Source organism: Pedobacter roseus, assembly GCF_014395225.1.
GTDB lineage: Bacteria > Bacteroidota > Bacteroidia > Sphingobacteriales > Sphingobacteriaceae > Pedobacter > Pedobacter roseus.
Window position 1 is genome coordinate 1,402,901 of sequence record NZ_CP060723.1, and the last position, 24,287, is coordinate 1,427,187.

Consider the following 24,287-nt stretch of genomic DNA (forward strand, 5'->3'; position numbering starts at 1 on the left):
ACATGCGGAGGGTAAAGCTTAAATTTTTATTGGTCATGAAATTGACTACAACTTTACTGCTGGTTGGCGCCCTACATTTGTCGGCAGCCACCTTCTCTCAAACAGTAACGCTCTCTCGAAGAAAAACCTCGCTTAAACAAGTGTTTAAAGAGATAAAAAAGCAAACAGGCTATTTTTTCTTTTACAAAGGTCAATTGCTGCAGGATAAACCTGATGTAACGGTGGAGTTAGTTAAGGCACCGCTGACAGATGCATTGAATGCGGCTTTAAAAGATCAGAACCTGAGCTATAATATCGTTAACAAAACCATTGTAATCAGCAATAAAGAGAATTTGCCTGTTATTAAAGAAGGTTCAGCTGTAAAAGTTGAAGTAAAAGGAATTGTGGTTGATAAAACTACAGGCGAAACCATTCCTGGCGTTAACATTTCTATTAAAAATGGAAATAGCCTGGGTATAACCAACGATAAGGGCGAATTTAAAGTGAGCGTTGATGAAGGCAGTATTCTGGTTTTCAGTTATGTGGGCTACGATTTATCTGAGGCAAAAGCCACGGGTGGAAAAGCATTGAACATTAAGCTTAGTGCCAAATTAACCCAAATGAACGATGTGGTGGTAACAGGTTATCAAACCATCAAAAAAGATACCTACACCGGTAACGCCATCACCATTAAAGGAGAAGATTTAAAGAAAAACAATCCGCAGAGCTTGTTAAAAAGTATCCAGAGTTTCGATCCATCTTTTAAAGTGCTGGATAATAACCTGTTTGGTTCTGATCCCAATGCGCTGCCCAAAATTAATGTAAGGGGTGCCACAGCATTACCTTCTATAGAGGATACCGAAAATATACTTGACCGCAATAACCTGTCTAGCAATTATAACCTGCCTGCTTTTATGCTTGATGGTTTCGAAGTTACCCTGCAGAAGGTAACCGACTTAGACATCAACAGGATCGAATCGGTAACCTTGCTAAAAGATGCTGCTGCAACTGCTGTTTATGGTTCTAGAGCGGCGAATGGGGTAATTGTAATTACCACTAAAGCGCCGGTTGCGGGTAAATTACAACTCTCTTATAATTACGAACTGAGTGTAAATGCACCTGATTTAACCGATTACCATGTTTTAAATGCAAGTGATAAACTGGCTTATGAGAAATTGGCCGGTTTGTATGATGGCGGTTTAACCACGGCTTATAATCAGGATCAGCTGGATGCCGAATATTTTGCAAGGTTAAAAAATGTGGCCAGTGGGGTAGATACCTATTGGTTATCGCAGGCATTACGAAATGCTTACCGTCAAAAACACTCGCTTTATGTGCAGGGTGGCGATCAGAAATTCAGGTATGGGGTCGACCTTCGCTACGAAACCACACCCGGTGTGATGCTCAAATCAGACCGTAACCGTTACAGTGGAGGCATGAATTTTACCTATAATCCAACCTCGAAATTGTTGTTCCGCAACGAGATCACCATTACGCAGGTAGATGGTAATAATTCTCCTTATGGCGATTTTTCTACTTATGTACGCATGAATCCGTATTACCCTAAAACCAATGCAAATGGAGAGCTTATCCAGGAGATAGCCAACTGGAAGGTAGATACACATGGATTGGGAAATGATCAGATTAAAACTACTTATGTTTTTAATCCACTCTATGAAGGCAATCTGGCCAGTTTTGATAAATCTTCAAACCTGGAGTTAATCGATGCTTTTTCTGTCGACTGGAAATTAAGCCCGAGTTTAACCTTTAAAAGTCAGATCAGTTTAAACAAAAGTAAAACCTCGGGTGACAAGTTTGTTTCGCCTTTAAGTAATCAATTTTACAGTTATGCTTCTGATAAGTTAAACAACAAGGGCTCTTATACTTTAGTAGAAAGCGACCGCCTGGCAATTGATGGAAAGGCAACCTTAGGTTATAACAAGCAGATTGGAGATCAATATTTTAACCTTGTGTTGGGTACAAATGTGGTAACTGCCCGTACCGACGATAAACTGATTGAAGCGCAGGGCTTTTCTAACGATCGTTTTACCAATATCGGTTTTGCACGTATCTACAAAGAAAATTCTGCTCCAGGTGGTAATGTATCAGAAAACAGGCTGGCAGGCGCATTTTTCTCCGGAAACTACTCTTTTAAAAATAAGTACCTGTTGGATGCCTCTTTCCGTTATGAAGGTTCATCTGCCTTTGGCTCTAATAAACGATTTGCCCCATTCTGGTCAACAGGTATTGGATGGAATATGCACCGCGAAGCTTTCCTTGCTGATTCTAAAGTAATCAGTCAGTTAAGGATAAAAGCAAGTACGGGTATTGTAGGTTCTGTTTCTTTTCCGGCTTATTTATCAAAGTCTATTTATCAGTACGATCCTTCCAACTGGTATTCTACCGGTTTAGGTGCGCAGGTTTTGGGTTATGGTAACAGCAATTTGCAATGGCAGAAAACCGAAACTTATGATGTAGGTATCGATCTGGGATTGTTTCAGGATCGCATTGTGCTTTCGCCACGATATTATTATAAATTAACCAAAGGTTTAATCACTGATATCGATCTTTCGCCATCTACAGGGTTTACCACTTATAAAGAAAACCTGGGCGATATGGCCAACGAAGGTTATGAGCTTTATTTAACAGCAAATGCCTACCGGAATAAAGATTTTAATATCAACATTACCGGAAACCTGGCACACAACGTTAACACTTTGGTGAAACTTTCCAACTCGTTAAAAACCTTAAACGATAAAATCGATCAATACCAAACCAATCCCGATAAAAAAGCACAGTCTACACCACTGTTGCGCTATAATGAGGGACAGTCACTTTCTTCTATTTATGCGGTAAGGTCGTTGGGCATCGATCCACAAACCGGTAAAGAGATTTTTGTGAAAAAAGATGGATCAATTACCTACGATTGGGATGTAAAAAACATTATGCCGGTGGCAGATGGTGCACCAAAAGCAGAAGGTAATGTATCGGCCAATATTGGCTACCGCAATTTCATGCTGAGTTTAAGTTTCTACTATCGGTTTGGCGGTTATACCTACAATCAAACCCTGGTTGACCGGGTCGAAAATGCCGATCCACGTTTTAATGTGGATAGCAGGGTGTTAAATGAGCGCTGGATTAAACCCGGCGACCAGACATTTTTTAAAAACATTGCCGATTTATCGATTACCAATGTATCATCAAGGTTTGTACAGAAAGATAACCTGATGGAATTAAGGTCTGTTTATCTCTCTTACGATTTTAAAAGGGAACTGATCAAAAAGCTTGGCTTCCAGAACCTGCGTACATCCTTAACGTTGAACGATATTTTCAGGACTTCGAGCATTGAAATGGAAAGGGGTACAAGCTATCCGTTTGCCAGAAGTTTAACTGTTTCATTGCTGGCCTCATTCTAAACATTAAGAAAATGAAAAAATACTTATTTATCATCCTCACACTCATTGCCTTTACATCCTGTAAAAAGTTTTTGGATATCCAGCCAGAATCCGACGTTTCTAAGGAAGAGCTTTTTACAACTGAAGAAGGTTTTAAAGAAGCATTAAACGGTGCTTATGTAGGCTTTGCCGGTACCAATCTGTATGGGGGCAATTTAACGGTGAGCAATCTTGATATAATTGCACAGAACTACCAGTTTAATGATGCTACCTTACAAAAAATCGCTGCTTTCGATTACACTGTTCCGGCCTGGGTGAGCAAGATCAGCACCATCTGGACTGGGGCATATAAAGGCATTGGTAACGTAAACCAGATTTTAGAGGTAATCGACGATCGTAAAAACCTTTTTAAAGATGGTAATTATAACATTATTAAAGGCGAAGCACTTGCTTTAAGGGCGTATATGCATTTCGATCTGCTGCGCATGTTCGGGCCATCTTACAAAAACAACCCTACGTTTAAGGCCATGCCTTATGTAACTACGGTTTCGACTAAAAGTACACCATATTCTACGGTGAGTGAAGTAGTCGATCAGGTTATTTCTGATCTGCAACAGGCAAAGGCACTGCTTAAAACTACCGATCCGATTATTCAGGCTTCTTATGTGGTGGGTTATCCAAACGGAACAAAAACAACCGAACTTAAAAATGCTTCATTGTTTTTACAGAATAGAAGACACCGTATTAATTATTATGCTGTTGCAGGAGAGCTGGCCAGGGTTTACCTCTATAAAGGAGACAATACCAATAGCTTAAGCAATGCCAAAGAAGTAATTGAATCGTTAAAATTCCCATGGACAGTTAAAGAAGATTTCTTTGCTGCCGATGTAGCCAGGCGCGACAGGATTTTTTACAATGAAATTTTGTTTGGCTGGTTTGCATCTAAAGCAGCAATAGATCAGGCCAACGGACTTTTTGCAAAAGACAATCCTGATTATTCTGCAACTACCGACCAAATTAATGCCACATATAATTTAGGAACGGTTGGGGCCGATGACTGGCGTTATAAACAATGGTTCAGGCTGGTAAAGGCTGCGAATGTTGCCGACCGTTTTTACCTGCAAAAATACGTGGTAAATTCAAGCCCGATTGAGAACCTCCATCCAATGGTAATGCCCGCGCTACGTTTAAGCGAAATGTATCTGATTGCAGCCGAAGCCAGTTTTGATACAGACGCAACAAAGGCGCTGGATTATTTCAATATCCTCAGGATCCACCGCGGCATAGGTACTGCTTTATCGGCTGGCATCTCCAAAACTGATTTTATAAACGCATTAGAGGGAGAATACCGTAAAGAATTTTATGGCGAAAGTCAGAATTTTTACATGCACAAAAGGCTAAACCTGAATGTAATAACCACTTCAGGCTTTATTTATGCCCCATCGGATAAACTTTTTGTATTCCCGCTTCCGGTAGATGAACAAGCTTATAGAAACTAACCTTAACAGACAAAAGATGAAAAAAAATGTAGTTTATGTTTTGCTTTTGAGCATCACTTTCTTTGCCTGCAAAAAGAACGAAATGTTACCGTATATCGCTAATGATAACGTTTATCTGCGATATCTGGATAAAGATGGTAATCAGGATACCACCACGCTCAGCTATTCATTTGCGTATAATCCCGGTTTAGCCCAGGATACCTTATGGGTGCCTATTGTGGTTACCGGACCAAGGGTATCGCACAGCAGGCAGTTTGCCTTAACCGTTGTCGATTCGGTTACTACAGCGGTAAAGGGGACGCATTACGAAGCATTAAAGCCATTTTATACCCTGCCAGCAGATTCAGGAACGGTTAAAATTCCATTAATCATTAAAAATACCGACGAAGCCCTGGCTATAAAATCGGTGAGGTTAGGTATTAGTACAGTAAGTGGAGGCGATTTTCAGGCAAACCTTCCGCTTGCGCTGCGCAGTAAAAAAGTGGTATTCTCCAGCCGTTTAGAAAAACCGGGCTGGTGGATATATTGGGAGTCAAGCTTAGGTGAGTATGGACGTATTAAACACCAGTTGTTCTTAATCTCATCCGGTACTGTAGATTTGGTTGATCAGTCTAAACCCAATGCTTATTTGGAAATTCCACGTTCACTTTACTATATCGAAAACTTCCGTGTTTTCTTAAAAGACCCGGCTGCATGGATTACCAAAAATCCCAGCAAAGACTTTGTGTTAACACCGAAAACTGATGGCAGCAAAGACTTCGATTTCTACAATACGGCCTCACCAGCCAAGCGTTATACCCTGAAATATTTTTCATTGGTAAACGGTTACTTTTTTGTTGATGAGAACGGCAAACAGATTATTATCTAACCGTTGATAAAAAAATGAAGATGAAATTCAAAATGATTTTAATACTGGCCATCATGGCCGGTTTATATACGGCCTGTAAAAAGGATCTGGGTAATTATGATTATCACCCGCCTTCAGAACCTACACTTAGTGCATTTAAAGACTCTACTTTTGCTGCCCTTTTAGGCGATTCACTAATCCTGAATCCGAAAATTTCAATCGCGGATGCCAATCCATCAACCGATTTAGCTTATGAATGGCAAATTACCGTTCAGGAAGAGTTAAGGGCAGCAGTATACCAGGGATTTCCCTTACGGATTGTTTATAATCTTGGTCCGGGTTTACGTACCGCAAAATTGATTATTACCGATAAACGCAATGGATTAAAATATACTATTCCATTTAATATTATGGGTAGTACAGAATTTACCAAAGGGAAAATTGTGCTAAGCGATGATAATGGTACCACCAAACTATCGTTTGTAAAACCTGATAATAAAACGGTTATTGCCGATATTTACAATGCTTTCCATAAGGAAACTTTGCCTGATCATCCAGTTGAATTGTATTTTGCAGATCCACTTCCATACCAACCTATTACCCAGCAGCAGTTTTGGGTATTGTGTAACGATCAGACTAAAAAAAGCCCCTTATTAGATGCCAGTACACTACTGCGGAAAAGCTATTTTAACGATCAGTTTTTTACCCCTCCGGGCGCTATTGTACCTGGTCATATTGAAGCTTACCAGGGAACTGTGCCAACAGGTGTGATAAACGGTAAAATGTATGTTGGGGTAACTTCAACAGCACCTTTTGCACCTGATTATGGAAAATTTGCCAATGAAATTGGTGGCGATTACAGCCTGTCGAAGTATTTTTCATTCGTTGGGTCATTTTACTTTGCTTTCGATACCAAAACCAAAGGCTTTGTAACTTTTGCCGGGGATGGAAGTTATCTGGGTAAAGATTATGTAGTCGATCCTGCAGGAACAAGTTTCGATCCTAAGAACATCGGTATGGACCTGCTTTACATGCAAACGGGCCCTGCGGGTACTTATTATGCATTTTTTAAAGCTGCCGATGGTACCATTTACGAGCTGGGTTTTACCTACCAGTTCGATTCAGTAAACAGAAAGATCAAAGCAGAGTATAAACGTGTTTTCAAAGGTGCATCGCTTATCACATCCGATACCAAATGGCAACGCAACAGTTTAAATGTGTTTTATTTTACGGCCAATGATAAAATTTACCGTTACAATCCTTTAAACGAAGATTTACGTGCGCTTGATGCCGGTTTCGGTGGAAAAAAAGTATCGATGTTGAAAATCAGTGCCGATGATAATACCTTAACGGTCGGTACCGAAGGCGCCGTTTATACCCTTGATGTAAGCGTAGGCAAAAATGGGGTCATCACCCAAACCATTACCGGAATCCCGGGGGCTCCGGTTGATATTGTAATCAGAAAATAATCCTTTTCCATGCTCAGGCTTAAAAATCCTGATCATGGAAATTAATAATCCTTAAAAAAACATAAAAATGAAAATCATAAAATTAGCTGTATTGGCCTTTTTGTTCCCCGTTTTAACCTGGGCACAAACCCCAAATTTTAGCTTGGCAGGTAAAATAGGTGAGCTGGGTACTCCGGCGAAAGCATATATCGATTATATGGACAATGGCATAAGTCACGAAGATTCTGTAGTCCTTGTTAACGGAACTTTCAAATTTACCGGACATATCTCCGGTAATGCTTATGCCCGTATGGCGCTTGACCATACAGGAGATGGTAAAGGTAAAGCCGTTTATACCGGTGATGTAATTTACTTTTATTTCGGTAAGGAACAGGTAAGCATTACTTCAAAAGACTCTTTACAGAATGCTGTTTTTGCCGGCTCTAAAGTTTACCAGGAATATGATGCCTATAACAAAGCTATTGGTGGTTCCATTATGGATCTTACCAAAGCCGTAAATATCGATTTTAACCGTGGTACACCCGAACAGCAAAAAGATACTGCTTACATGAAAGCAGTTGATCTGCGTTACCGCAAAAACATCCAGAACAGAACAGACAAACAATTTCAGTTTGCTAAAGAACACCCAACATCATACTTCGCTTTAGTAGCACTATCAGAAGCAGCAGGAAGCAAAGTAGACGTAGTCAAAGTTCAGCCGATTTTTAACGCCCTGAATAAAGAATTCCGTGAAACCGACATGGGGAAAGAACTGGCCCAGCGTATTGCCGCAAGTGGTATTACCGCTGTTGGGAACGTAGCGCCTCTTTTTACCCAGAACAATGTGGTAGGCAAGCCCGTTTCGCTGGCCAGTTTGAAAGGAAAAGTAGTATTGGTTGAGTTTTGGGCAAGCTGGTGCGGACCATGCAGGGCAGAAAACCCGAATCTGGTAAAACAATACCAAACCTATAAAGATAAAGGTTTCGAAATTATATCCGTTTCCCTGGATAATGTTAAAGAACGCTGGTTAGAAGCTATTGAAAAAGATGGTTTGGACTGGATCCATGTTTCTGACCTGAAAGGGTGGAACAATGAGGTGGGCCGTTTATATGGTGTACGTGCAGTGCCTGCCAGTTTTTTAGTAGATGCGCAGGGTAAAATTATCGGTAATGGCTTGCGTGGTGAACCTTTGAATAAAAAACTTGCTGAGATATTCAATTAATGACTGATCGATAAAAAATAAATGATGAAAAGAATATTAACGGCATGCCTGATGCTCGTTTCGCTGATTGTTTTCGGAAAAGCGACATATCGGGATAAGATTGCCTTAAAAGTATTGTATGTGGGCTATAATCCTGATAAGCCTATGCCCAAAAATGTAGTTTATTATTCAACTAGGCCAGCTGTGGTAGAAAAAATATACAAAATCAGGATGGCAGATTTTAAAGCCTTTCTGGAGCAACGTTTTACCGAAGTTAAGGTTGTAGATGTGGCTGATTATAAACCGGAAATGTCTGACAGGGTTGATGTAACCCTTATGGATGCCGGTCCGGTGAATATTCCTGCAAATTTTAACCGTCCAATGGTACTTATGCATGCCATGGCCCCCAATGTAGGTTTGCCTTTGGGTTTAAAATTCGATTGGTACTGCCAGTGTTTGGATAACGACGCTTTAAATATCAAAACAGATCATCCCATATTTAATACTCCAAACGCCGTAAAACTGACTATGGTAAAGAAAGCAACTCCAGGTTCTTTTTTTAATGGTCATCAGGGAGCAAAAACGCCAAAAGAAATGGAGATGTGGCAGGTGGTAAAACAGGGTTTCTCCTCAAAAGAACCTTACCTGATCGGTATGGTATCTCATGGCGAAGGATTTAACGATTCGCCCGATGCGGAGTCGATATCGGGTGGTGTTTGTATTAAAAATGCAGAAGCAGTAGCCCTTGGTCGTCAGGGAAATTATTTTATGTGGGGCTTTGCGGGGTCTCCGGATTACATGACAGATGAAGCTAAAGATGTTTTTGTAAATACCATCTGTTATATTAAAAAGTTTGACCGCCAGCCAGCCATCGTTAAAAAAGTACAGATCGAAACCCGTAGCGGTATAGATGAACTGATTTACAGGTTGAGCAAAGACCTGTACAACCAGGCCATTGTGTCAAGGCGCGAAGGCAACCTGCGCATGCTGAAAATGCAACAGGAATTAAAGGATAAAAAAGCAAAGGGTGAAGATATTGGCCATGGCAACGAAATGTTTTTGAAAATGCCGGTAACCAATGATACACAATCTTTTGAAGATTATGTAAAAGGTTTTGCAGGCGATAGCTTGTTCAGGCTTTACGGCACCAATATCAGCCTTTACCACAAATATTACCGCCAAAATTATGAATATTTCTATCCTTCGGGCGTGTATACACTTCAATTGGACCATGATGCGCAAAAATTAGGCATTTCTAACCGTAAAATAGCACTTCTGGATAGATGTATAGATTTATTAGAGAGTGGCAAAGATGTGGCAATGGCCCAACGCCTGCTGGAAAGATATACTACACAAAATTTTACTAAGGCTACAGATTGGAGAAAATGGCTTGACCAAAACCGCAACAATTTATTTTATACCGAATCGGGCGGCTTTAAATTTATGGTTAATACGTATGGAAAAACTGCTCCCTCTGGCGAACAACAAAGTTATCATTTAACAAAAGCAATTACTGGTGGAGAACCTACCACAGCTGATCCGGTTTCGGTTTCTGCAAGATTTATTCCGGGCAATGACAATAAAAAAGACAGTTTACTGATTGAAGCCAAAATTTTAAAAGGGTGGCATATTTACGCCTATGTATCCAAAGATAATCCCTTTGTTGTTACCGAAACCCGGTTGGAACTTCCCGAGGGTGCTACTGCTGATAAAGATTGGAAAACTACGGCGGCAATTCCATATCCTGGCAACCAGGGGATGTTTATTTTCGAAGGAAAGGCAAGCTTTAGGTTGCTGGTAGATTATAGTCAGGCTAAAGCCGGATCAAAAATTAAATGCGGCCTGTATTACCAGGTTTGCGATGAAACCAAATGTTATCCACCAAAAGAGAAAATACTGGAAATTCCCATTTAAGTAACTTATGCGCTCGGCAGGACCGGTGAAATGGCCCTGCCGTTTTTTAATCCTTTAAATTAAAATATGAAATCATTTTTAAGGCTTTGCCTTTTGGCATTGATGTGCCTATCTGTATCCTTTTCGCTAAAGGCACAAACGCCGTTAAGCAAAACCGACTCATTACACAATAGTTTATTAGCCCAAATGGTTTCATTGCCAGCCCCAAATTTTAGCCTGAAAGATCTGGATGGAAATGTGGTGTCGCTAAAGGATTTAAAAAGGAAAATTATAGTACTCGATTTCTGGTCGACCTGGTGCGTACCCTGTAAAAAATCTTTTCCGGCTATGCAGCTTGCCGTTAATGCCTATAAAAATGATCCTTCTGTTAAATTTTTGTTCATCCATACCTGGGAAACTTCCAAAACACCTGTTGAAGATGTGAAGAAATACATGGCACAATCTGGTTTTAAATTTGAGGTACTGATGGATGTGAAAGATGGATCAGGGCACAATGCAGCGGTTGAAGCCTATGGCGCAAATGCTATCCCTGCAAAATTTATTATCGATAAAGCCGGTAATATTGTGTTTAAACTCACCGGTTTTACCGGAACCAATGCCGCCGCACTGGCAGAAATTTCTGAACGGATTACGCTGGCAAAAACTCATAAATAACGATGTACAATTATATTAAAGGATTAACATTAAGCATAGCCGTGTTTATTGGCCTAAGTGCCGCTGCCCAGAAAAAACAAGTGGCTAAATTTCAGCAAATTGTTAACGAGGCTGTTAAAAAAGCTTATCCAGCCAGTGTAAGGATGTGGGGTTTTGATGTGCAGCAGCAACAAAGAACCAGCGCCCAGTTTAGTGGGGTAGTGGTAAGCGCAGATGGCTACATCCTCACAGCCGCCCATACCATCATTCCTGGTAAAAATTATAAAGTCTTTTTTCCCGATGGACGCGAATGTATTGCAATTGCCCTAGGTAAAATTGAAAACAAAGATACCCCTGGCATACCGGATGTAGGCATGATGAAAATTACCGATAAAGGAGACTGGCCGCATGCAGAGATGGGGTATTCTGCAAGTCTGGTTAAAAACGAACCTTGTATCAGTATTTCCTATCCCGAAACTTTAAACCAAACATGGCCAACTTTGAGGTTGGGTAATGTTGCTGAGGTAAAAAACGAATATGGTTTTATCCGCTCTACCTGCAAAATGGAACCGGGCGATTCGGGTGGGCCATTGTTTGATTATCATGGTCGGGTTATCGGTTTGCACAGTGCTATTGATGTTTCCGAAGAAATGAATTTTGAAATACCTGTTGATCTTTACCGCCGTTACTGGACAGCTTTAAACAGCGAAATACTGTATACTGCTTTTCCAAAAAAGACAGACAGTGTTAAAACAGATCCTTTAAGTTCGGTAATTGAAAAAGAAAATAAAAAAAAAGCTTTACATCCAGTTTTTGAAACTCCGTCACTCAAAAACAGTTGTTTGCTAATTAAAAGTACGGTTAAAGGTAAAATTCAGGAAATTGAGGCCACTTTATTTAATGTAAAAATGGCCAATGGAGATAAAAAACAATTTCTGTTGAGCAAAAATGCCATGGTTGGAGAAAATGCGCAATTAACCAATAATGGATTAGCTTTCCCGCTAGTTGTTTTGAAAAGGGATAAGGAAAATGATCTGGCTTTGCTCCAGACTCCTGAAAAGCTTGCCGGCGGAGTGGATTTAGATATGGCTTCCGGTGATGTTGGTAAGATAGAAACGGGAAGATTTTTATATACTGTTGAACACGATGGTAAAATAGTGCACAGTGTTTTAAGCAGTTCAATATTTAATTTGCCAAAAATCAATAATATGCCTTATCTCGGTGCAATGGTGGTGTATAACTCAAGTCCGGTTCAGTTTTCGTTGATTAAAGCGGGGAGTCCGGCAGAGAAAGCGGGTATTAAGGTCGGTGATGAACTCATTAGCATTAATGGAAAATCGCTAACAAAGGCAAGCGAATTTGCTCCTGAAATGTTAAAATACTGGGCAGATGATGAACTTGTTTTTGAATGGACGAGCGACTCGGTAAAGGTAAGGAAAAGCATTAAACTGGGTGAACGGATACAAGCTGCCTTTAATCACCCCGCAGAGAAATTTGAAGGTGGTAAATCAGAAAGGAGAGACGGTTTTGATCATGTTTTTGCCCATGATGTGGCCATTAAAGCCAGTGCATGTGGTTCTCCTGTTTTCGATTGGGGAGGTAATTTTTATGGAATCAACATTGCAAGGTTCAGCCGGACCACCACTTTGGTCGTTCCAAAAAATATTCTCCTTACATCAGTTTTAAATTGGCTAAAGTCTGGGAATTAAAGATTAATAACTGTTTAATAGAAACTACTTATTTTACCTTTAAAATATAACCCAGGCCATAAACGTTTTCGATACTTACCTGCTCAGAGGCCTTAAAAAGCCTGCGAAGCCTTGAAATAAAAACTTCAAGGCTTTTTCCGTTAAAATAATCGTCATTTCCCCAAAGCGCCAAAAGGATATCCTTCTTTTTAACCACCTGATTGATATTGGCGGCCAAACGGTCTAATACTTCCGATTCCCGTACTGTGAGCGAAATCTCTTTGCCCTCGGGCATGAGCACTAATAACTGATCTTTCTGGTACCTGATGTCGCCAATAGTAATATAGTCTGGTTTCGAAAGCGATTTCGCTTTCGGATTACCGGAAAACTTATTGATGATATTCCCGATCCGTAAAACCAGTTCTTCGATTTCGAATGGCTTTGATATATAATCAATCGCACCAAGCTTGAGGCCCCGAAGCCGGTCCTGTTTTTCATTGTGTGCGGTAAGAAAGAAAAAAGGCTGGTTCGCATTTATCTTTACCATTTCTGTAGCCAGTTCGAAACCATTCCTATCTGGTAGCTGTACATCAACAATCACCAGTTTATTATCGAGCTGGTTTGTGCCATAATAATCCAATGCCTCTGTTGCCGTTTTAAACCACAATACGCTAAAGCCCCTCAATTTCAGGTATTCTGAAATTACGTTGCCCAGGTCTATTTCATCTTCAATAATTACGATATCATAAAGCATAATGCTGTCGGTTAATGATTTGTAATGTCTATCGTTTGTCCGGCCGGGATGTGCACCAGAAATTCGGTTCCTTTTTCCGGTTCTGTTCTTATGCTGATGTCCCAGCCATGAATATCCAGGCACTGTTTAACATAATAGAGCCCAAGCCCAAGCCCCGAAACCGTATTGTCCTTGCCCGCGCGGAAGAACTTATCGAATATTTTCTCCTTTACAGTCTCCTCAATGCCCTTTCCATTGTCTTTAATGTGGAGGATGTAACCGCCATTATGCGCCGTAATAAAAAGCACGGTCATTTTTACATCGCTATGGTTATGTTTAAAGGAGTTATCCAGAATATTCTGCAACATGGTGGTAAATACAAAAGGATCCATCATGATCAATATTTCCGAACCATGAGGGTCAAAGGTAAGGCTATCGGGTGCCTGTACTTTTATTTTATAATCGTTAACCAGAGTAAGCACCGCATAGTTAAGGTCAGTTTCTTCCAGGTTGATATTGTTGTTGATTTCCGAAATCTCCAGCATCTGGTTGATGTGGGAGTGAAGTCTCCGGGCTTGTCTTTCTACAATGTTGATGAGTGCATTTACACGCATCCGGTCATTGAGCACCTCCTCTTCATGCAGGCTTTTGCTTGCTACTAATATGGTGGTGATGGGCGTATTGAATTCGTGCTTGATGCTGTTCAGGAAGTCAGATTTAACATCCGTTTCCTTTTTCTGCCGCATCCAGCTGATATAGGTATAATAATTAATGCCTACGATAATAATGATGCACAGCGCAACCAGCGAAAATGTTGGCAGCATTTGATAGGCCACTTTCATGGTACGGCCGGGAGGATCGACAAAAAGATTGAAGGTAATTCTATAATCGTAAACCAGTTTGCCACTAACCGAAAGATTGGTTACACGATTTTGAAGGCTTGGATCGGCAAGGGTACCATCAATAATTACCCCGTAAGGTGTTATTTGGTTTGCTTTAAAACCGGTATAACTATGGTTATCGAATATAGTGATATTCCCGATTTTGGTATCAAAGTTGATTTCTATCTGCTGGAAGGTGAGCAGGTATTGCAAATTGCTATCCAAACCATTCCTTTTTACAATCGACCGGAAAACACTGTCCATGGTACTTTCCTTTTGGAGATCTTTTAACAGGGTGTTGCTCACCCTTTCCGACAATTTCACAAATTCTTTCCGGTTGCTGAGGTAAGCTTGTTTAAGCGCTGGCATATTACTGGAGAGGATCGAATCGATAATCTTTCCACCGCCCCTGTACACTTTATCTTCTGATATACTACGTCCATATTCATCGTTAATCAGCGTTTTTTCCTTTAAACTATAATCCCTGTCTCTGAGTACATAAGAATTATAGGTTAATCTGAGTTGTACCAGGAGTAAAATCAGAAAACTGACCAGCACAACGGACTTATAGATACGATCTTTCATTTTATCCCTTAAAAATAGACGTATTATTTCATAAATACCATAACGTTAAGCTTTTGTTAGGTTTCTGTTACGGTTTCGTTCGACAAATTTCGTCGGTGTGGAGTGTAGCTTTGAATAATGAAAGCGTGATGGTGTTTATAAATCGGATATAACTGATCGATTGAAATAGCTAAATGTTTGTAAACCAATTCATCTTTAATAGCAAAAACTCAAATACATAAATCAAACAAAAAAGAAATGACCTTTAAAAGGATTTTATCATTATTACTTATCGTTTCGGGAGCGACATCCATTTACCCGGCAATGGCCCAGCAGAAATCGGCCAATAAACCTTTACCCGAGCTTCAGCAAGATTTTGTTGACCTTGGACTGGGCATGTTTATCCATTATGGAATGCCTACTTTTATGGATCAGGACTGGTCTGACCCTGATGCCGATCTTTCCCTTTTCCAATCGCCCAAGCTCGATGCTGATCAATGGGCTAAAGCCGCAAAATCTGCAAATATGACTTATGGCTGTTTGACTACCAAACACCACAGCGGATTTCCGATCTGGAACACCAAAACTACAGCCTACAATGTGATGAACACACCGCTAAAGCGCGATGTGGTAAAGGAGTATGCAGATGCTTTCCGCAAGAACGGATTAAAAGTAATGTTGTATTATTCTATATTGGATACCCATCACGGCATCCGCCCAAACCAGATTACCCCGGCGAATGTTAAAATGATCAAAGATCAGATTACTGAATTGCTCACCAATTATGGCGAAATCACCGCCCTTATTATTGATGGATGGGATGCACCATGGTCCAGGATTTCTTATGATCAGGTACCTTTTGAAGATATTTACTATTTAATTAAATCATTACAGCCTAACTGTTTGGTAATGGATCTGAATGCGGCTAAATATCCTACACAGGCACTTTTCTATACCGATATCAAATCGTATGAACAAGGTGCAGGCCAGTTTATTTCAAAAGAAAACAACAAACTTCCGGCGCTTGCCTGTTTGCCTTTGCAGGCCAACTGGTTCTGGAAAACTTCTTTCCCTGATACACCTGTAAAAAATGTACCCGAACTGGTGAATAAGTTCATCATTCCTTACAATGGTGCCTACTGCAATTTTATATTGAATGTGGCACCGGGCAAAAATGGCCTGATCGATGATAACGCCTTAGCGGCGCTTAAAGAAATGGGGCAGATCTATAAAAAACCTGAAGGTCTTCCACGTATTCCGGCCTACGCTGCACCGATTATTTCAAGTAACATCGCCAAGCATGTAAAAAGCAACAGTAGCTGGAGTGATGATATGAATATTATGGATTTTGCCAACGACGATGATTTTGGTTCCAGCTGGTCATCTAATCCTACCGTAAAATCGCCATGGTATGAGCTAAACTTCGAGAAAGCCGTTCCTTGTAACATGATAGTGCTAACGGCAGGAAATAACAGAAAAGCGACTTACAGCTTACAATATTATGCGAACGGTAAATGGAATGCTTTAACCGCAAAACAGGAGGGCGAGAAAAGGGTGAGTATTTTTAGGTTCGGGCGCATCTGGTGCGAAAAAATAAAAGTAACCATTACAGGCTTCGACAGCCCGCCAGCAATTGCTGAGCTAGGGGTATTTAACGAAAGAAAATAAGATAGGTTAGCCGGATCAATTTTGGCCCGGCTAATTTATTAACCGCTCTTGTTTGCCAGGTATAAGTGGGAATTAACTACTCCAGGGTATACCGACAATCATTTTTTGAAATAAATCAACACTTAACCAACCAAACTTTATGAACCAAAATTTTACTGCAAGGATAAGGCATTTGCCTTATCAGGGAAATCTGTGGATACTGCTCTCGGTACTATGTGTCTGTTTTCTGCTCTTGGGCAGTAGCACTTTTGCACAACAGGGCGCAACAATCAAAATTACTGGAACGGTTAAAGATTCGCTTGGCTTAGGCATACCTGGGGTTAGTCTGCAGGTAAAAGGCCAGAGTGCTATGGGTACCATTACCGATGGCGACGGTAAATACTCCCTCAATGCTACGGCCAAATCTACCGTTGTGGTATCGTCAGTCGGTTTTAGAACAACTACTTTCGTCGCTGATCCACAAAAACTAAAGGTAGACCTTATCCTGCACTCCGATGATAATAATCTCTCTGATGTAGTGGTTACCGCTTTCGGAAAGAAGGAGCGGAGAGAAGTCATGGTGGGATCGGTTACCAGCATTACGCCTTCTAAGCTAAAGATCCCCTCAAGCAATTTAACCAATGCCATGGCCGGGCAGATTGCCGGGGTAGTGGCCTACCAGCGGAGCGGCCAGCCCGGATTGGATAATTCTACGTTTTTTATCCGCGGGGTAACCACTTTTGGCTATAAACAGGATCCGCTAATCCTGGTGGATAATGTGGAGCTCACCCCAACCGATCTGGCGCGGTTACAGGTAGATGATATCGCTAGTTTTTCTATATTAAAAGATGCCAGTGCAACTGCTTTATATGGTGCCAGGGGTGCTAACGGGGTAATTCTGGTCACCACCAAAGAAGGTGTAGAAGGTAACGCAAAAGTAAATGTTCGCTTTGAAAATTCCATTTCTCAGTCTACGCAAAACCTCGAAATTGCCGATCCCATTACCTTTATGAAGATGTACAATGAGGCCTTAACCACCAGGAACCCGCTAGCGGTGCCCAGGTATAGCCAAAATGATATTTATAATCGTGAACAAACACTGAGCAATGCACCGGGTAGCAACAAATATGTGTATCCTGCGGTAAACTGGATTGATGAACTTTTTAAAACCAGTACCAATAACCAACGCCTTAATGGAAGTGTAAGTGGTGGGGGCAAAATTGCGAGATATTACATCGGTACCTCTTATAACCGCGACAATGGCATATTAAAAGTGAGCCCTGTAAATAACTTTAACAATAATGTGAAGCTCGAAAATTACCAGCTGCGCTCCAATGTAAACATTAATGTTACGCCTACCACAGAAGTCGTGCTGAGGCTTTCTGGCACTTTTGATGAGTATAACGGGCCAATTACAGATGACGGTTCTTTTTCTGCCGATCTGTATAAAAAGGCACTCCATACCAGTCCGGTATTGTTTCCTGCATATTATCCGGCCGATCCTTCATTGGGAATTGATACACACATTCTGTTTGGGAACAGCTCCACTGAAGGAACAGGAAATACGGTGGGTTTTTCCAATCCTTATGCAGACATGATGAAAGGGTATAAATCCTTCTCCAGATCCAGGATGTCGGCCCAGTTGGAGCTGAACCAGGATCTTAATTTTTTAACAAAGGGTTTAACCTTTAAAGGACTTTTTAATACCAACAGGTATTCCTATTTCGATCTGACGAGAAAATATGCTCCGTTTTACTACAATATAGCATCTTACGACCGGATCAGCAATCAATATAGTTTGAACTGGATCAATAATCAACCCGGCCAGGCTTCGGAATACCTGAGTTTCGAGCCAGGATTTAAGGATATCAATACTTTTGTGTACATGCAGGCGGTTATAGATTACTCGAGGCAGCTGGGCACAAAACATAACATCAGCAGTACCTTAATTGCAACCAGGCAACAGCGTTTATATGCCAATGCTATTGACCCGGCAACCAATTTATCAAGTCTCCAATATTCACTTCCTTACCGTAACGTAGGCTTATCAGGGAGGTTAGGCTATTCTTATGACAACCGCTATTTTGCCGAATTTAACTTTGGTTACAACGGATCGGAACGCTTTGCTGAAAAGAACAGATTTGGTTTCTTCCCAACAATTGGCGGCTCCTGGGTAATCTCTAACGAAAAATTCTGGAATGGCGGTTTGAAAGACGCTGTTAATAAGCTTAAACTGCGGGCAAGTTATGGCCTGGTGGGAAATGACGCCATTGGGGCACAACGTTTCTTTTATCTGTCGAACGTAAACCTGAATGGTGGTAATCCTGCTTATTTCGGACAAACCAACGGGGTAACCAGACCAGGGGTGAGCATAACCAATTATGCAAACGATGCGGTAACCTGGGAAACTTCCAGACAGACCAATATCGGTTTGGAAATCAGCTTATTTAAAAGTCTGAATATTATTGCTGAAGTGTATAAACAACACCGCTATAATATCTTAATGGAGCGTGCCTCTATTCCTACCAGTATGGGATTAGAATCAGGTGTGAGCGCAAACTTGGGTACCGCCGATTCGAGGGGAATAGACTTTTCGGCCGACTACAGTAAAACCTTCAGCGGAGGATTTTGGATGTCGGGAAGAATGAATTTTACCTTTTCACAGAATAAATACGGACAATACGAGCAACCAGCCTATAAGGAGCCATGGAGAATACTCTCCGGGCAGAAAATCGGGGTAAGGTGGGGTTACATTGCAGAGCGCCTTTTTGTTGATGACCAGGAGGCGGCCGCTTCGCCAACACAGCTTTTTGGCGCCGGAGCATCCGCACCTAAGGGTGGCGATATCAAATATACCGACGTAAACAATGATGGCAAAATTACCGAAGCCGATCAGGTTTTTATCGGTTTGCCTTCAACGCCTGAAATTGTTTATGGTGCGGGCTTATCAATGGGATTCAAAAAAATAGATCTTTCCTTGTTCTTTCAGGGGGTAGGCCGCACGAGTTTCTTTATCGACCCTTCGCAGGTTAGTCCGTTTCTGGAGAACAGGCAGGTGCTTCAGCCCTTTGCTGATAGCCATTGGACAGAGGAAAACCAGGATCTTTATGCCAAATATCCCCGCTTGGGAACCACTTCTTCTGAGATCAGCAATAACCTCCAAACCAGTTCGTGGTGGATGCGCGACGGTGCTTTTATCAGGTTAAAGTCGATAGAAATCGGTTATACTTTTCCTGATAAATTATCTAAAAAAGCATTTCTGTCTAACTGCAGGATCTATTTCAATGCCTTAAATCCGCTTACCTGGAGCAGGTTTAAAGACTGGGATCCGGAACTGGCCTCTAACGGCTTCAGTTATCCGATCCAGAAAGTGTATAACATTGGAATCAACGTAAACCTATAAGCAGACCTGTTATGAAATTCAATTTTAAACTCATCATACTACTTGCGGCAATTACGGGGATGGCCCTTTCCTGCAAGAAATACCTGGATGTAACGCCAGATAACGTGGCCACTATCGATTATGCTTTCAGAAACAGAAACGAGGCCGAAAACTACCTTTTTACCTGTTATTCTACGATACAGAATATGGGGCCATCCAATAGCGATGCGGCCTTTACCACCTCTGGAGAAATTTATTTTCCCAATACTTTAACAGAGGCCACACTGGGTAGCCGGGATGCAGAGCAGGGCTTTCACCTGATCAGGGGGGTACAAACTACTGATAACCCCTCACTAAATTATTGGGATGGGGAACAGTTGGGTCAGCCTATTTTTAAGGCCATCAGAAGGTGTAATATCTTTCTGGAGAATATCGACCGTCCGAAAGATCTCCCACAATTTGAACGCAACCGCTGGATCGCTGAGGTGAAGTTTTTAAAGGCCTATTACCACTTTTACCTGTTAAGGATGTATGGCCCGATTCCATTAATTAAACAGAACCTGCCAATAGATGCGGGCACAGATGAGGTAAGGGTAAAACGTGCGCCCGTTGACGAGGCCTTTGCCTATATCGTATCTTTATTGGATGAGGCCACACCCGATCTTCCACGCACCATTCAGGATCTCGCAAGGAGTTTAGGCCGGATTACGCAAAACATTGCCCTTTCGGTTAAAGCTGAGGTGCTGACCACTCAGGCTAGCCCTTTCTTTAACGGTAATCCCGATTATACGGGTTTTAAAGATAAAGATGGCCTTAATCTGTTCCCGGCGGCTTTTAGTGCCGAAAAGTGGAGCAAAGCAATGCTGGCCTGCCAGGCAGCTGTAAAATCATGCGAGGAAAGTAATCTTTCGCTTTACCATTTTACCTCGCCGGGCAATCTTCCAACTATACCTGCCCCGCTAAAAACCGTTATGGACATCAGGCAGAGCATTACTGAGAACTGGGAAAAAAATCCTGAAGTGATCTGGGCGCTTAATCCTGAATTTGGACTACAATCTATGGCGATGCCAAGACTTACCAATGCCATGGTTCAGAATATGGGCGGTGCACCGGGCAATTTTGCGGTGCCAATTGGCATGGCCGAGCTGTTTTACTCCAAAAATGGTATTCCGATGGCTGAAGATGCTAGTTACGATTATAGAGGCCGTTATGCCGTTGCTACAGCGCCTACTGAAAGTAAATACTATTTAAAAAGCGGTTATCAAACCATAAAAATGCACATGGATCGGGAACCTCGCTTTTATGCCGATTTATCATTCGATGGAAGCTGCTTTTTTGGCAATGGCCAAACCGATCCTGAAAAAATGCTGTATGTACAGGCCCGTGGCGGAACTTCCCTTGCTGGCCCGAAAGATAATATCAGGGTTAACGTATCAGGCTATTGGCCAAGCAAACTGGTAAACTACCAATCGGTTTTTGGTACAGAAGTTAGCCAGACGGGCTTTAGAATGCCGCTGATCAGGCTCGCCGGACTGTACCTGCTTTATGCAGAAACACTTAATGAGGTAAATGGGCCTACGGCAGATGTGTACACCTATATTGATAAAGTACGTACACGTGCGGGGTTAAAGGGTGTTAAAGAATCATGGTCGTCATACTCCACAAATCCTGGTAAGGCATCGAGTAAAGATGGCTTAAGAGCTATCATCCAGCAGGAACGCCGCATTGAACTTTGTTTTGAAGGAAGGATTGGATGGGATTTGAGGCGCTGGAAGGTGATGCAGGAGGTAATGAGCAAACCGCTTCAGGGCTGGAACATTCAGGATACTACGCCTGAAGGTTACTACCGTCAGCGTAACCTGGTAATTCCGGTCTTTGGTCTTAAGGATTATTTATGGCCGCTGAAATACAACGACCTGATCGTAAATCCGAACCTGGTTCAAAATCCTTATTGGTAAACTCTAAATAGATGATGATGAAAATTAGATCAAAAATATACAACAGGCTTTGCACACTACAGTTTCTTTTGCTGTTAATTGTGGCCTGCTCGCTTTATTCCTGCAAAGAAAGCGAAGGTTTTAATGAGGTGGTATCGAAAGATATGACAAAACCCGGAGCACTTACCGGAATAAAAGTAGAAAATCTGGCTGGCGCGGCGGTAATTTCTTATGTGTTGCCTAATTCCGAGAACCTGCTTTATGTTCAGGCAGAATATAGGATCAATTCGCGAACCGTAAGGCAAAGTAAATCTTCTTATTATAGCGATACAATCAGGGTTGAAGGCTTTGAAAAAAGCGCGGATTATGAGGTAACCCTTTATGCCGTATCGCGTGCAAATGTAAAAAGTGATCCTGTACAGGTACGTGTCAGCCCGGCAACACCTTCTTACCTGGCCGTTTATCCTACAGTTCAGCTTCAGGCCGATTTTGGCGGGGTAAATGTGACAGCCAGCAATCCGGCTAAAAAGCCGATAGGGGTAATTGTGATCTCCAATGATAAAACCACGGGGAAAATGCTGCCAATTGAACAGTTTTATACCGAAGCAGAGAGCATTAACTTCAGTGTAAGGGGTTTTGATACCCTAAAAAGAGATTTCGGGGTTTATGTAACCGATAGATGGGGAAATATTTCTGATACCTTATATAAATCAATCAGCCCGATTTTCGAAATCATGGTGCCAAAAGCACAATTTAGTGAATATAGATTAGCATCCGATTCACCTCTGGGTGCCATATCGCTGGGATGGAATACCACAAGGCTTTGGGACAATAATACCTCTGATCCGGGATGGCATACGGAAGCAGGTTATGGTAAGCCCCTTCAGCTCTGTACCTTCGATATGGGCGTGCTCACCAAACTCAGCCGTTATAAGATATGGGAAAGGGGAGAAGCCTATGGAAACGATTATTCTTATAACCATGGTAACCCTAAAACCTGGACACTTTGGGGGTCGGCTAAAACGGCACCGGCAGATATCGAATTGCCCGTTACATCAGCTAAAGGTACCGTGGTTGGCGACTGGATTAACCTGGGCAATTTCAACTGTCCGCCACCACCATCTGGCAACGCTCCGGGACAAACTACTCCTGCAGATCTTGCTGCGGTTAAAGCCGGATTTGAGTTTAACATTGCCCTGGATATTCCGAAGGTCAGGTTTATCAGGCTGGCCGTTAACTCGACCTGGGGAAATGCGGATTTTGCACACGTAATGGAATTATCTTTTTGGGGAAACACCAATTAAAATTTATAGAAGATGACAACTAAACATATAAACAGCATCTTACTGGTTTTTATGACCATTGCAGTGCTTTGTGGCTGTAGCAAGGATGCCCTTGATTATAGAAAATATCTCGATGGAAAAGAGCGGATATATCCCGGCTTTCCGGGCAAAGTTGCGGCGGCACCAGGCAACTATAGGGTAAAACTAAACTGGAAAGCCAGTCCCGATCCGAGTGTAATCCGCTACAAAATATTCTGGAACAATTCCGCAGATTCATTAGAAATGGCAGCGCCTGATCGGTCCATCACTGATGTATCGGTAATCATTCCAAAACTAGTGGAGTACAATTATTCCTTTACCATCTATTCTTATGATAAAGCTGGGAATAAATCAGTCCCTGTTCAGATCAGCAACGTAAAGGTTTATGGCGATAGCTATAAATCGAGTTTAACCAATCGCTTTCTGGTATCTGCAAATCCCTATCAACTAGATGACAGCGGCATCACACTCAACTTTGAAAAACCCGATACCATTAACATCGCTACAGAAATACGTTATACTTATAAAGATGGTACCATACATACAAGCGCGCTAAGTCCTGATGCAAATTCGATCAGGCTGGCCGACTACAAATCTGGCACAAAAATTTATTTCAGATCGGCCTATATTCCCGTTAAATCGGCAATTGATACCTTTTACACCGCAGATTATGATTCTTTGAGTAACATCTTGATTCCGGTTGATAAATCGCTGTTCCGCCCGTTGAAGCTGGGTAATGATGTGGGCACTTATTCGGATGAAACCAATTTGACTCAACTCTGGAATGGAAATAAAGCACCCACTGATTATCCGGATATTTTCCATAGTGATGATAAGTCGCCGCTTCCGCATCACTTTACTTTCGATATGGGTAAAGCGGTAACCAACCTCGCTCAGTTTGAAATCATCGGGCGGAACGGCTATAATAACCCTACCAAATTTGAGATTTGGGGAATAGCCGATCTTACCGGTGCGCAGACACAATCGCCAGGCAATTCTGCCGGCTGGACAGCAGAATCGATAGGAAGAGGGTGGAAGTTGCTAAAAACAGTAGAACGTTCGGATGATGGATCAGCACCATTTAAAGTGAGCCTTCCAGATGGACTACCAGACATCCGGTATATCCGAATCCGCGTAATTCAAGTGGCCAGTGGTGATCCCAATTACAGCAACATTAGCGAAATATCCTTCTGGAATAAATAGTTTTCTTCTGTAAA

The 24,287-nt window shown here is 41.7% G+C and carries 15 protein-coding genes; 13 read left to right on the forward strand and 2 right to left on the reverse strand.

Going from position 1 to position 24,287, the window contains the following annotated elements; genetic code table 11:
* Positions 1-35: 35 nt before the first annotated feature.
* The 8 genes from H9L23_RS06280 (at position 36) to H9L23_RS06315 (ending at position 12,625) form a co-directional block, all read left to right on the forward strand.
* A complete protein-coding gene (locus H9L23_RS06280) occupies positions 36-3,395 on the forward strand; it encodes a SusC/RagA family TonB-linked outer membrane protein (protein WP_246474865.1) in 3,360 nt (1,119 codons plus the stop codon).
* Between the two features lie 11 nt (positions 3,396-3,406).
* Positions 3,407-4,873: a RagB/SusD family nutrient uptake outer membrane protein gene (locus tag H9L23_RS06285; RefSeq protein WP_187594160.1), complete on the forward strand. Its 1,467-nt coding sequence runs from the start codon at positions 3,407-3,409 to the stop codon at positions 4,871-4,873.
* A gap of 16 nt (positions 4,874-4,889) precedes the next feature.
* Complete coding sequence (locus H9L23_RS06290; protein WP_187594161.1) at positions 4,890-5,741, forward strand: DUF4843 domain-containing protein; 852 nt, start codon at positions 4,890-4,892, stop codon at positions 5,739-5,741.
* Between the two features lie 20 nt (positions 5,742-5,761).
* Positions 5,762-7,189, forward strand: a complete 1,428-nt coding sequence (locus tag H9L23_RS06295; protein ID WP_187594162.1) for a PKD-like family lipoprotein — start codon at positions 5,762-5,764, stop codon at positions 7,187-7,189.
* Between the two features lie 67 nt (positions 7,190-7,256).
* Positions 7,257-8,390 (forward strand): TlpA disulfide reductase family protein, encoded by a 1,134-nt coding sequence (locus H9L23_RS06300; RefSeq protein WP_187594163.1) that lies wholly within the window; start codon positions 7,257-7,259, stop codon positions 8,388-8,390.
* A 21-nt stretch (positions 8,391-8,411) separates the two neighbouring features.
* Positions 8,412-10,283 (forward strand): protein-disulfide reductase DsbD domain-containing protein, encoded by a 1,872-nt coding sequence (locus H9L23_RS06305; protein ID WP_187594164.1) that lies wholly within the window; start codon positions 8,412-8,414, stop codon positions 10,281-10,283.
* Between the two features lie 66 nt (positions 10,284-10,349).
* Complete coding sequence (locus H9L23_RS06310; protein ID WP_187594165.1) at positions 10,350-10,937, forward strand: TlpA family protein disulfide reductase; 588 nt, start codon at positions 10,350-10,352, stop codon at positions 10,935-10,937.
* A gap of 2 nt (positions 10,938-10,939) precedes the next feature.
* A complete protein-coding gene (locus H9L23_RS06315) occupies positions 10,940-12,625 on the forward strand; it encodes a trypsin-like peptidase domain-containing protein (RefSeq protein WP_187594166.1) in 1,686 nt (561 codons plus the stop codon).
* Between the two features lie 28 nt (positions 12,626-12,653).
* Here the strand turns inward: H9L23_RS06315 and H9L23_RS06320 are convergent, their stop codons facing one another.
* Positions 12,654-13,358 (reverse strand): response regulator transcription factor, encoded by a 705-nt coding sequence (locus H9L23_RS06320; protein WP_187594167.1) that lies wholly within the window; start codon positions 13,356-13,358, stop codon positions 12,654-12,656.
* An 11-nt stretch (positions 13,359-13,369) separates the two neighbouring features.
* Entirely contained in the window at positions 13,370-14,803 is a 1,434-nt protein-coding gene (locus H9L23_RS06325; protein ID WP_187594168.1) for a sensor histidine kinase, read from the reverse strand.
* Positions 14,804-15,040: 237 nt separating this feature from the next.
* On the opposite strand from H9L23_RS06325, the gene H9L23_RS06330 reads away from it, so the two are divergent.
* The 5 genes from H9L23_RS06330 (at position 15,041) to H9L23_RS06350 (ending at position 24,273) form a co-directional block, all read left to right on the forward strand.
* Positions 15,041-16,450, forward strand: a complete 1,410-nt coding sequence (locus tag H9L23_RS06330; RefSeq protein WP_187594169.1) for an alpha-L-fucosidase — start codon at positions 15,041-15,043, stop codon at positions 16,448-16,450.
* Positions 16,451-16,589: 139 nt separating this feature from the next.
* Positions 16,590-19,832 carry a SusC/RagA family TonB-linked outer membrane protein gene (locus H9L23_RS06335; RefSeq protein ID WP_187594170.1) on the forward strand — a complete coding sequence of 1,081 codons (3,243 nt, stop codon included), beginning with the start codon at positions 16,590-16,592 and terminating at the stop codon, positions 19,830-19,832.
* A gap of 11 nt (positions 19,833-19,843) precedes the next feature.
* Positions 19,844-21,769 carry a RagB/SusD family nutrient uptake outer membrane protein gene (locus H9L23_RS06340; protein WP_187594171.1) on the forward strand — a complete coding sequence of 642 codons (1,926 nt, stop codon included), beginning with the start codon at positions 19,844-19,846 and terminating at the stop codon, positions 21,767-21,769.
* An 11-nt stretch (positions 21,770-21,780) separates the two neighbouring features.
* On the forward strand, positions 21,781-23,052 hold the full coding sequence (locus H9L23_RS06345) for a DUF5000 domain-containing lipoprotein (protein WP_187594172.1): 1,272 nt from the start codon (positions 21,781-21,783) through the stop codon (positions 23,050-23,052).
* Positions 23,053-23,064: 12 nt separating this feature from the next.
* Positions 23,065-24,273, forward strand: coding sequence for a DUF4998 domain-containing protein (locus H9L23_RS06350; protein ID WP_187594173.1), 1,209 nt, complete (start codon positions 23,065-23,067; stop codon positions 24,271-24,273).
* The last annotated feature ends 14 nt before the right edge of the window (positions 24,274-24,287 follow it).

Excerpts from the sequence above, each read along its gene's own strand:
- H9L23_RS06280 (WP_246474865.1), top strand. The coding sequence starts at position 36 with ATGAAATTGACTACAACTTTACTGCTGGTTGGCGCCCTACATTTGTCG.
- H9L23_RS06285 (WP_187594160.1), top strand. The coding sequence starts at position 3,407 with ATGAAAAAATACTTATTTATCATCCTCACACTCATTGCCTTTACATCC.
- H9L23_RS06290 (WP_187594161.1), top strand. The coding sequence starts at position 4,890 with ATGAAAAAAAATGTAGTTTATGTTTTGCTTTTGAGCATCACTTTCTTT.
- H9L23_RS06295 (WP_187594162.1), top strand. The coding sequence starts at position 5,762 with ATGAAATTCAAAATGATTTTAATACTGGCCATCATGGCCGGTTTATAT.
- H9L23_RS06300 (WP_187594163.1), top strand. The coding sequence starts at position 7,257 with ATGAAAATCATAAAATTAGCTGTATTGGCCTTTTTGTTCCCCGTTTTA.
- H9L23_RS06305 (WP_187594164.1), top strand. The coding sequence starts at position 8,412 with ATGATGAAAAGAATATTAACGGCATGCCTGATGCTCGTTTCGCTGATT.
- H9L23_RS06310 (WP_187594165.1), top strand. The coding sequence starts at position 10,350 with ATGAAATCATTTTTAAGGCTTTGCCTTTTGGCATTGATGTGCCTATCT.
- H9L23_RS06315 (WP_187594166.1), top strand. The coding sequence starts at position 10,940 with ATGTACAATTATATTAAAGGATTAACATTAAGCATAGCCGTGTTTATT.
- H9L23_RS06320 (WP_187594167.1), bottom strand. The coding sequence starts at position 13,358 with ATGCTTTATGATATCGTAATTATTGAAGATGAAATAGACCTGGGCAAC.
- H9L23_RS06325 (WP_187594168.1), bottom strand. The coding sequence starts at position 14,803 with ATGAAAGATCGTATCTATAAGTCCGTTGTGCTGGTCAGTTTTCTGATT.
- H9L23_RS06330 (WP_187594169.1), top strand. The coding sequence starts at position 15,041 with ATGACCTTTAAAAGGATTTTATCATTATTACTTATCGTTTCGGGAGCG.
- H9L23_RS06335 (WP_187594170.1), top strand. The coding sequence starts at position 16,590 with ATGAACCAAAATTTTACTGCAAGGATAAGGCATTTGCCTTATCAGGGA.
- H9L23_RS06340 (WP_187594171.1), top strand. The coding sequence starts at position 19,844 with ATGAAATTCAATTTTAAACTCATCATACTACTTGCGGCAATTACGGGG.
- H9L23_RS06345 (WP_187594172.1), top strand. The coding sequence starts at position 21,781 with ATGATGATGAAAATTAGATCAAAAATATACAACAGGCTTTGCACACTA.
- H9L23_RS06350 (WP_187594173.1), top strand. The coding sequence starts at position 23,065 with ATGACAACTAAACATATAAACAGCATCTTACTGGTTTTTATGACCATT.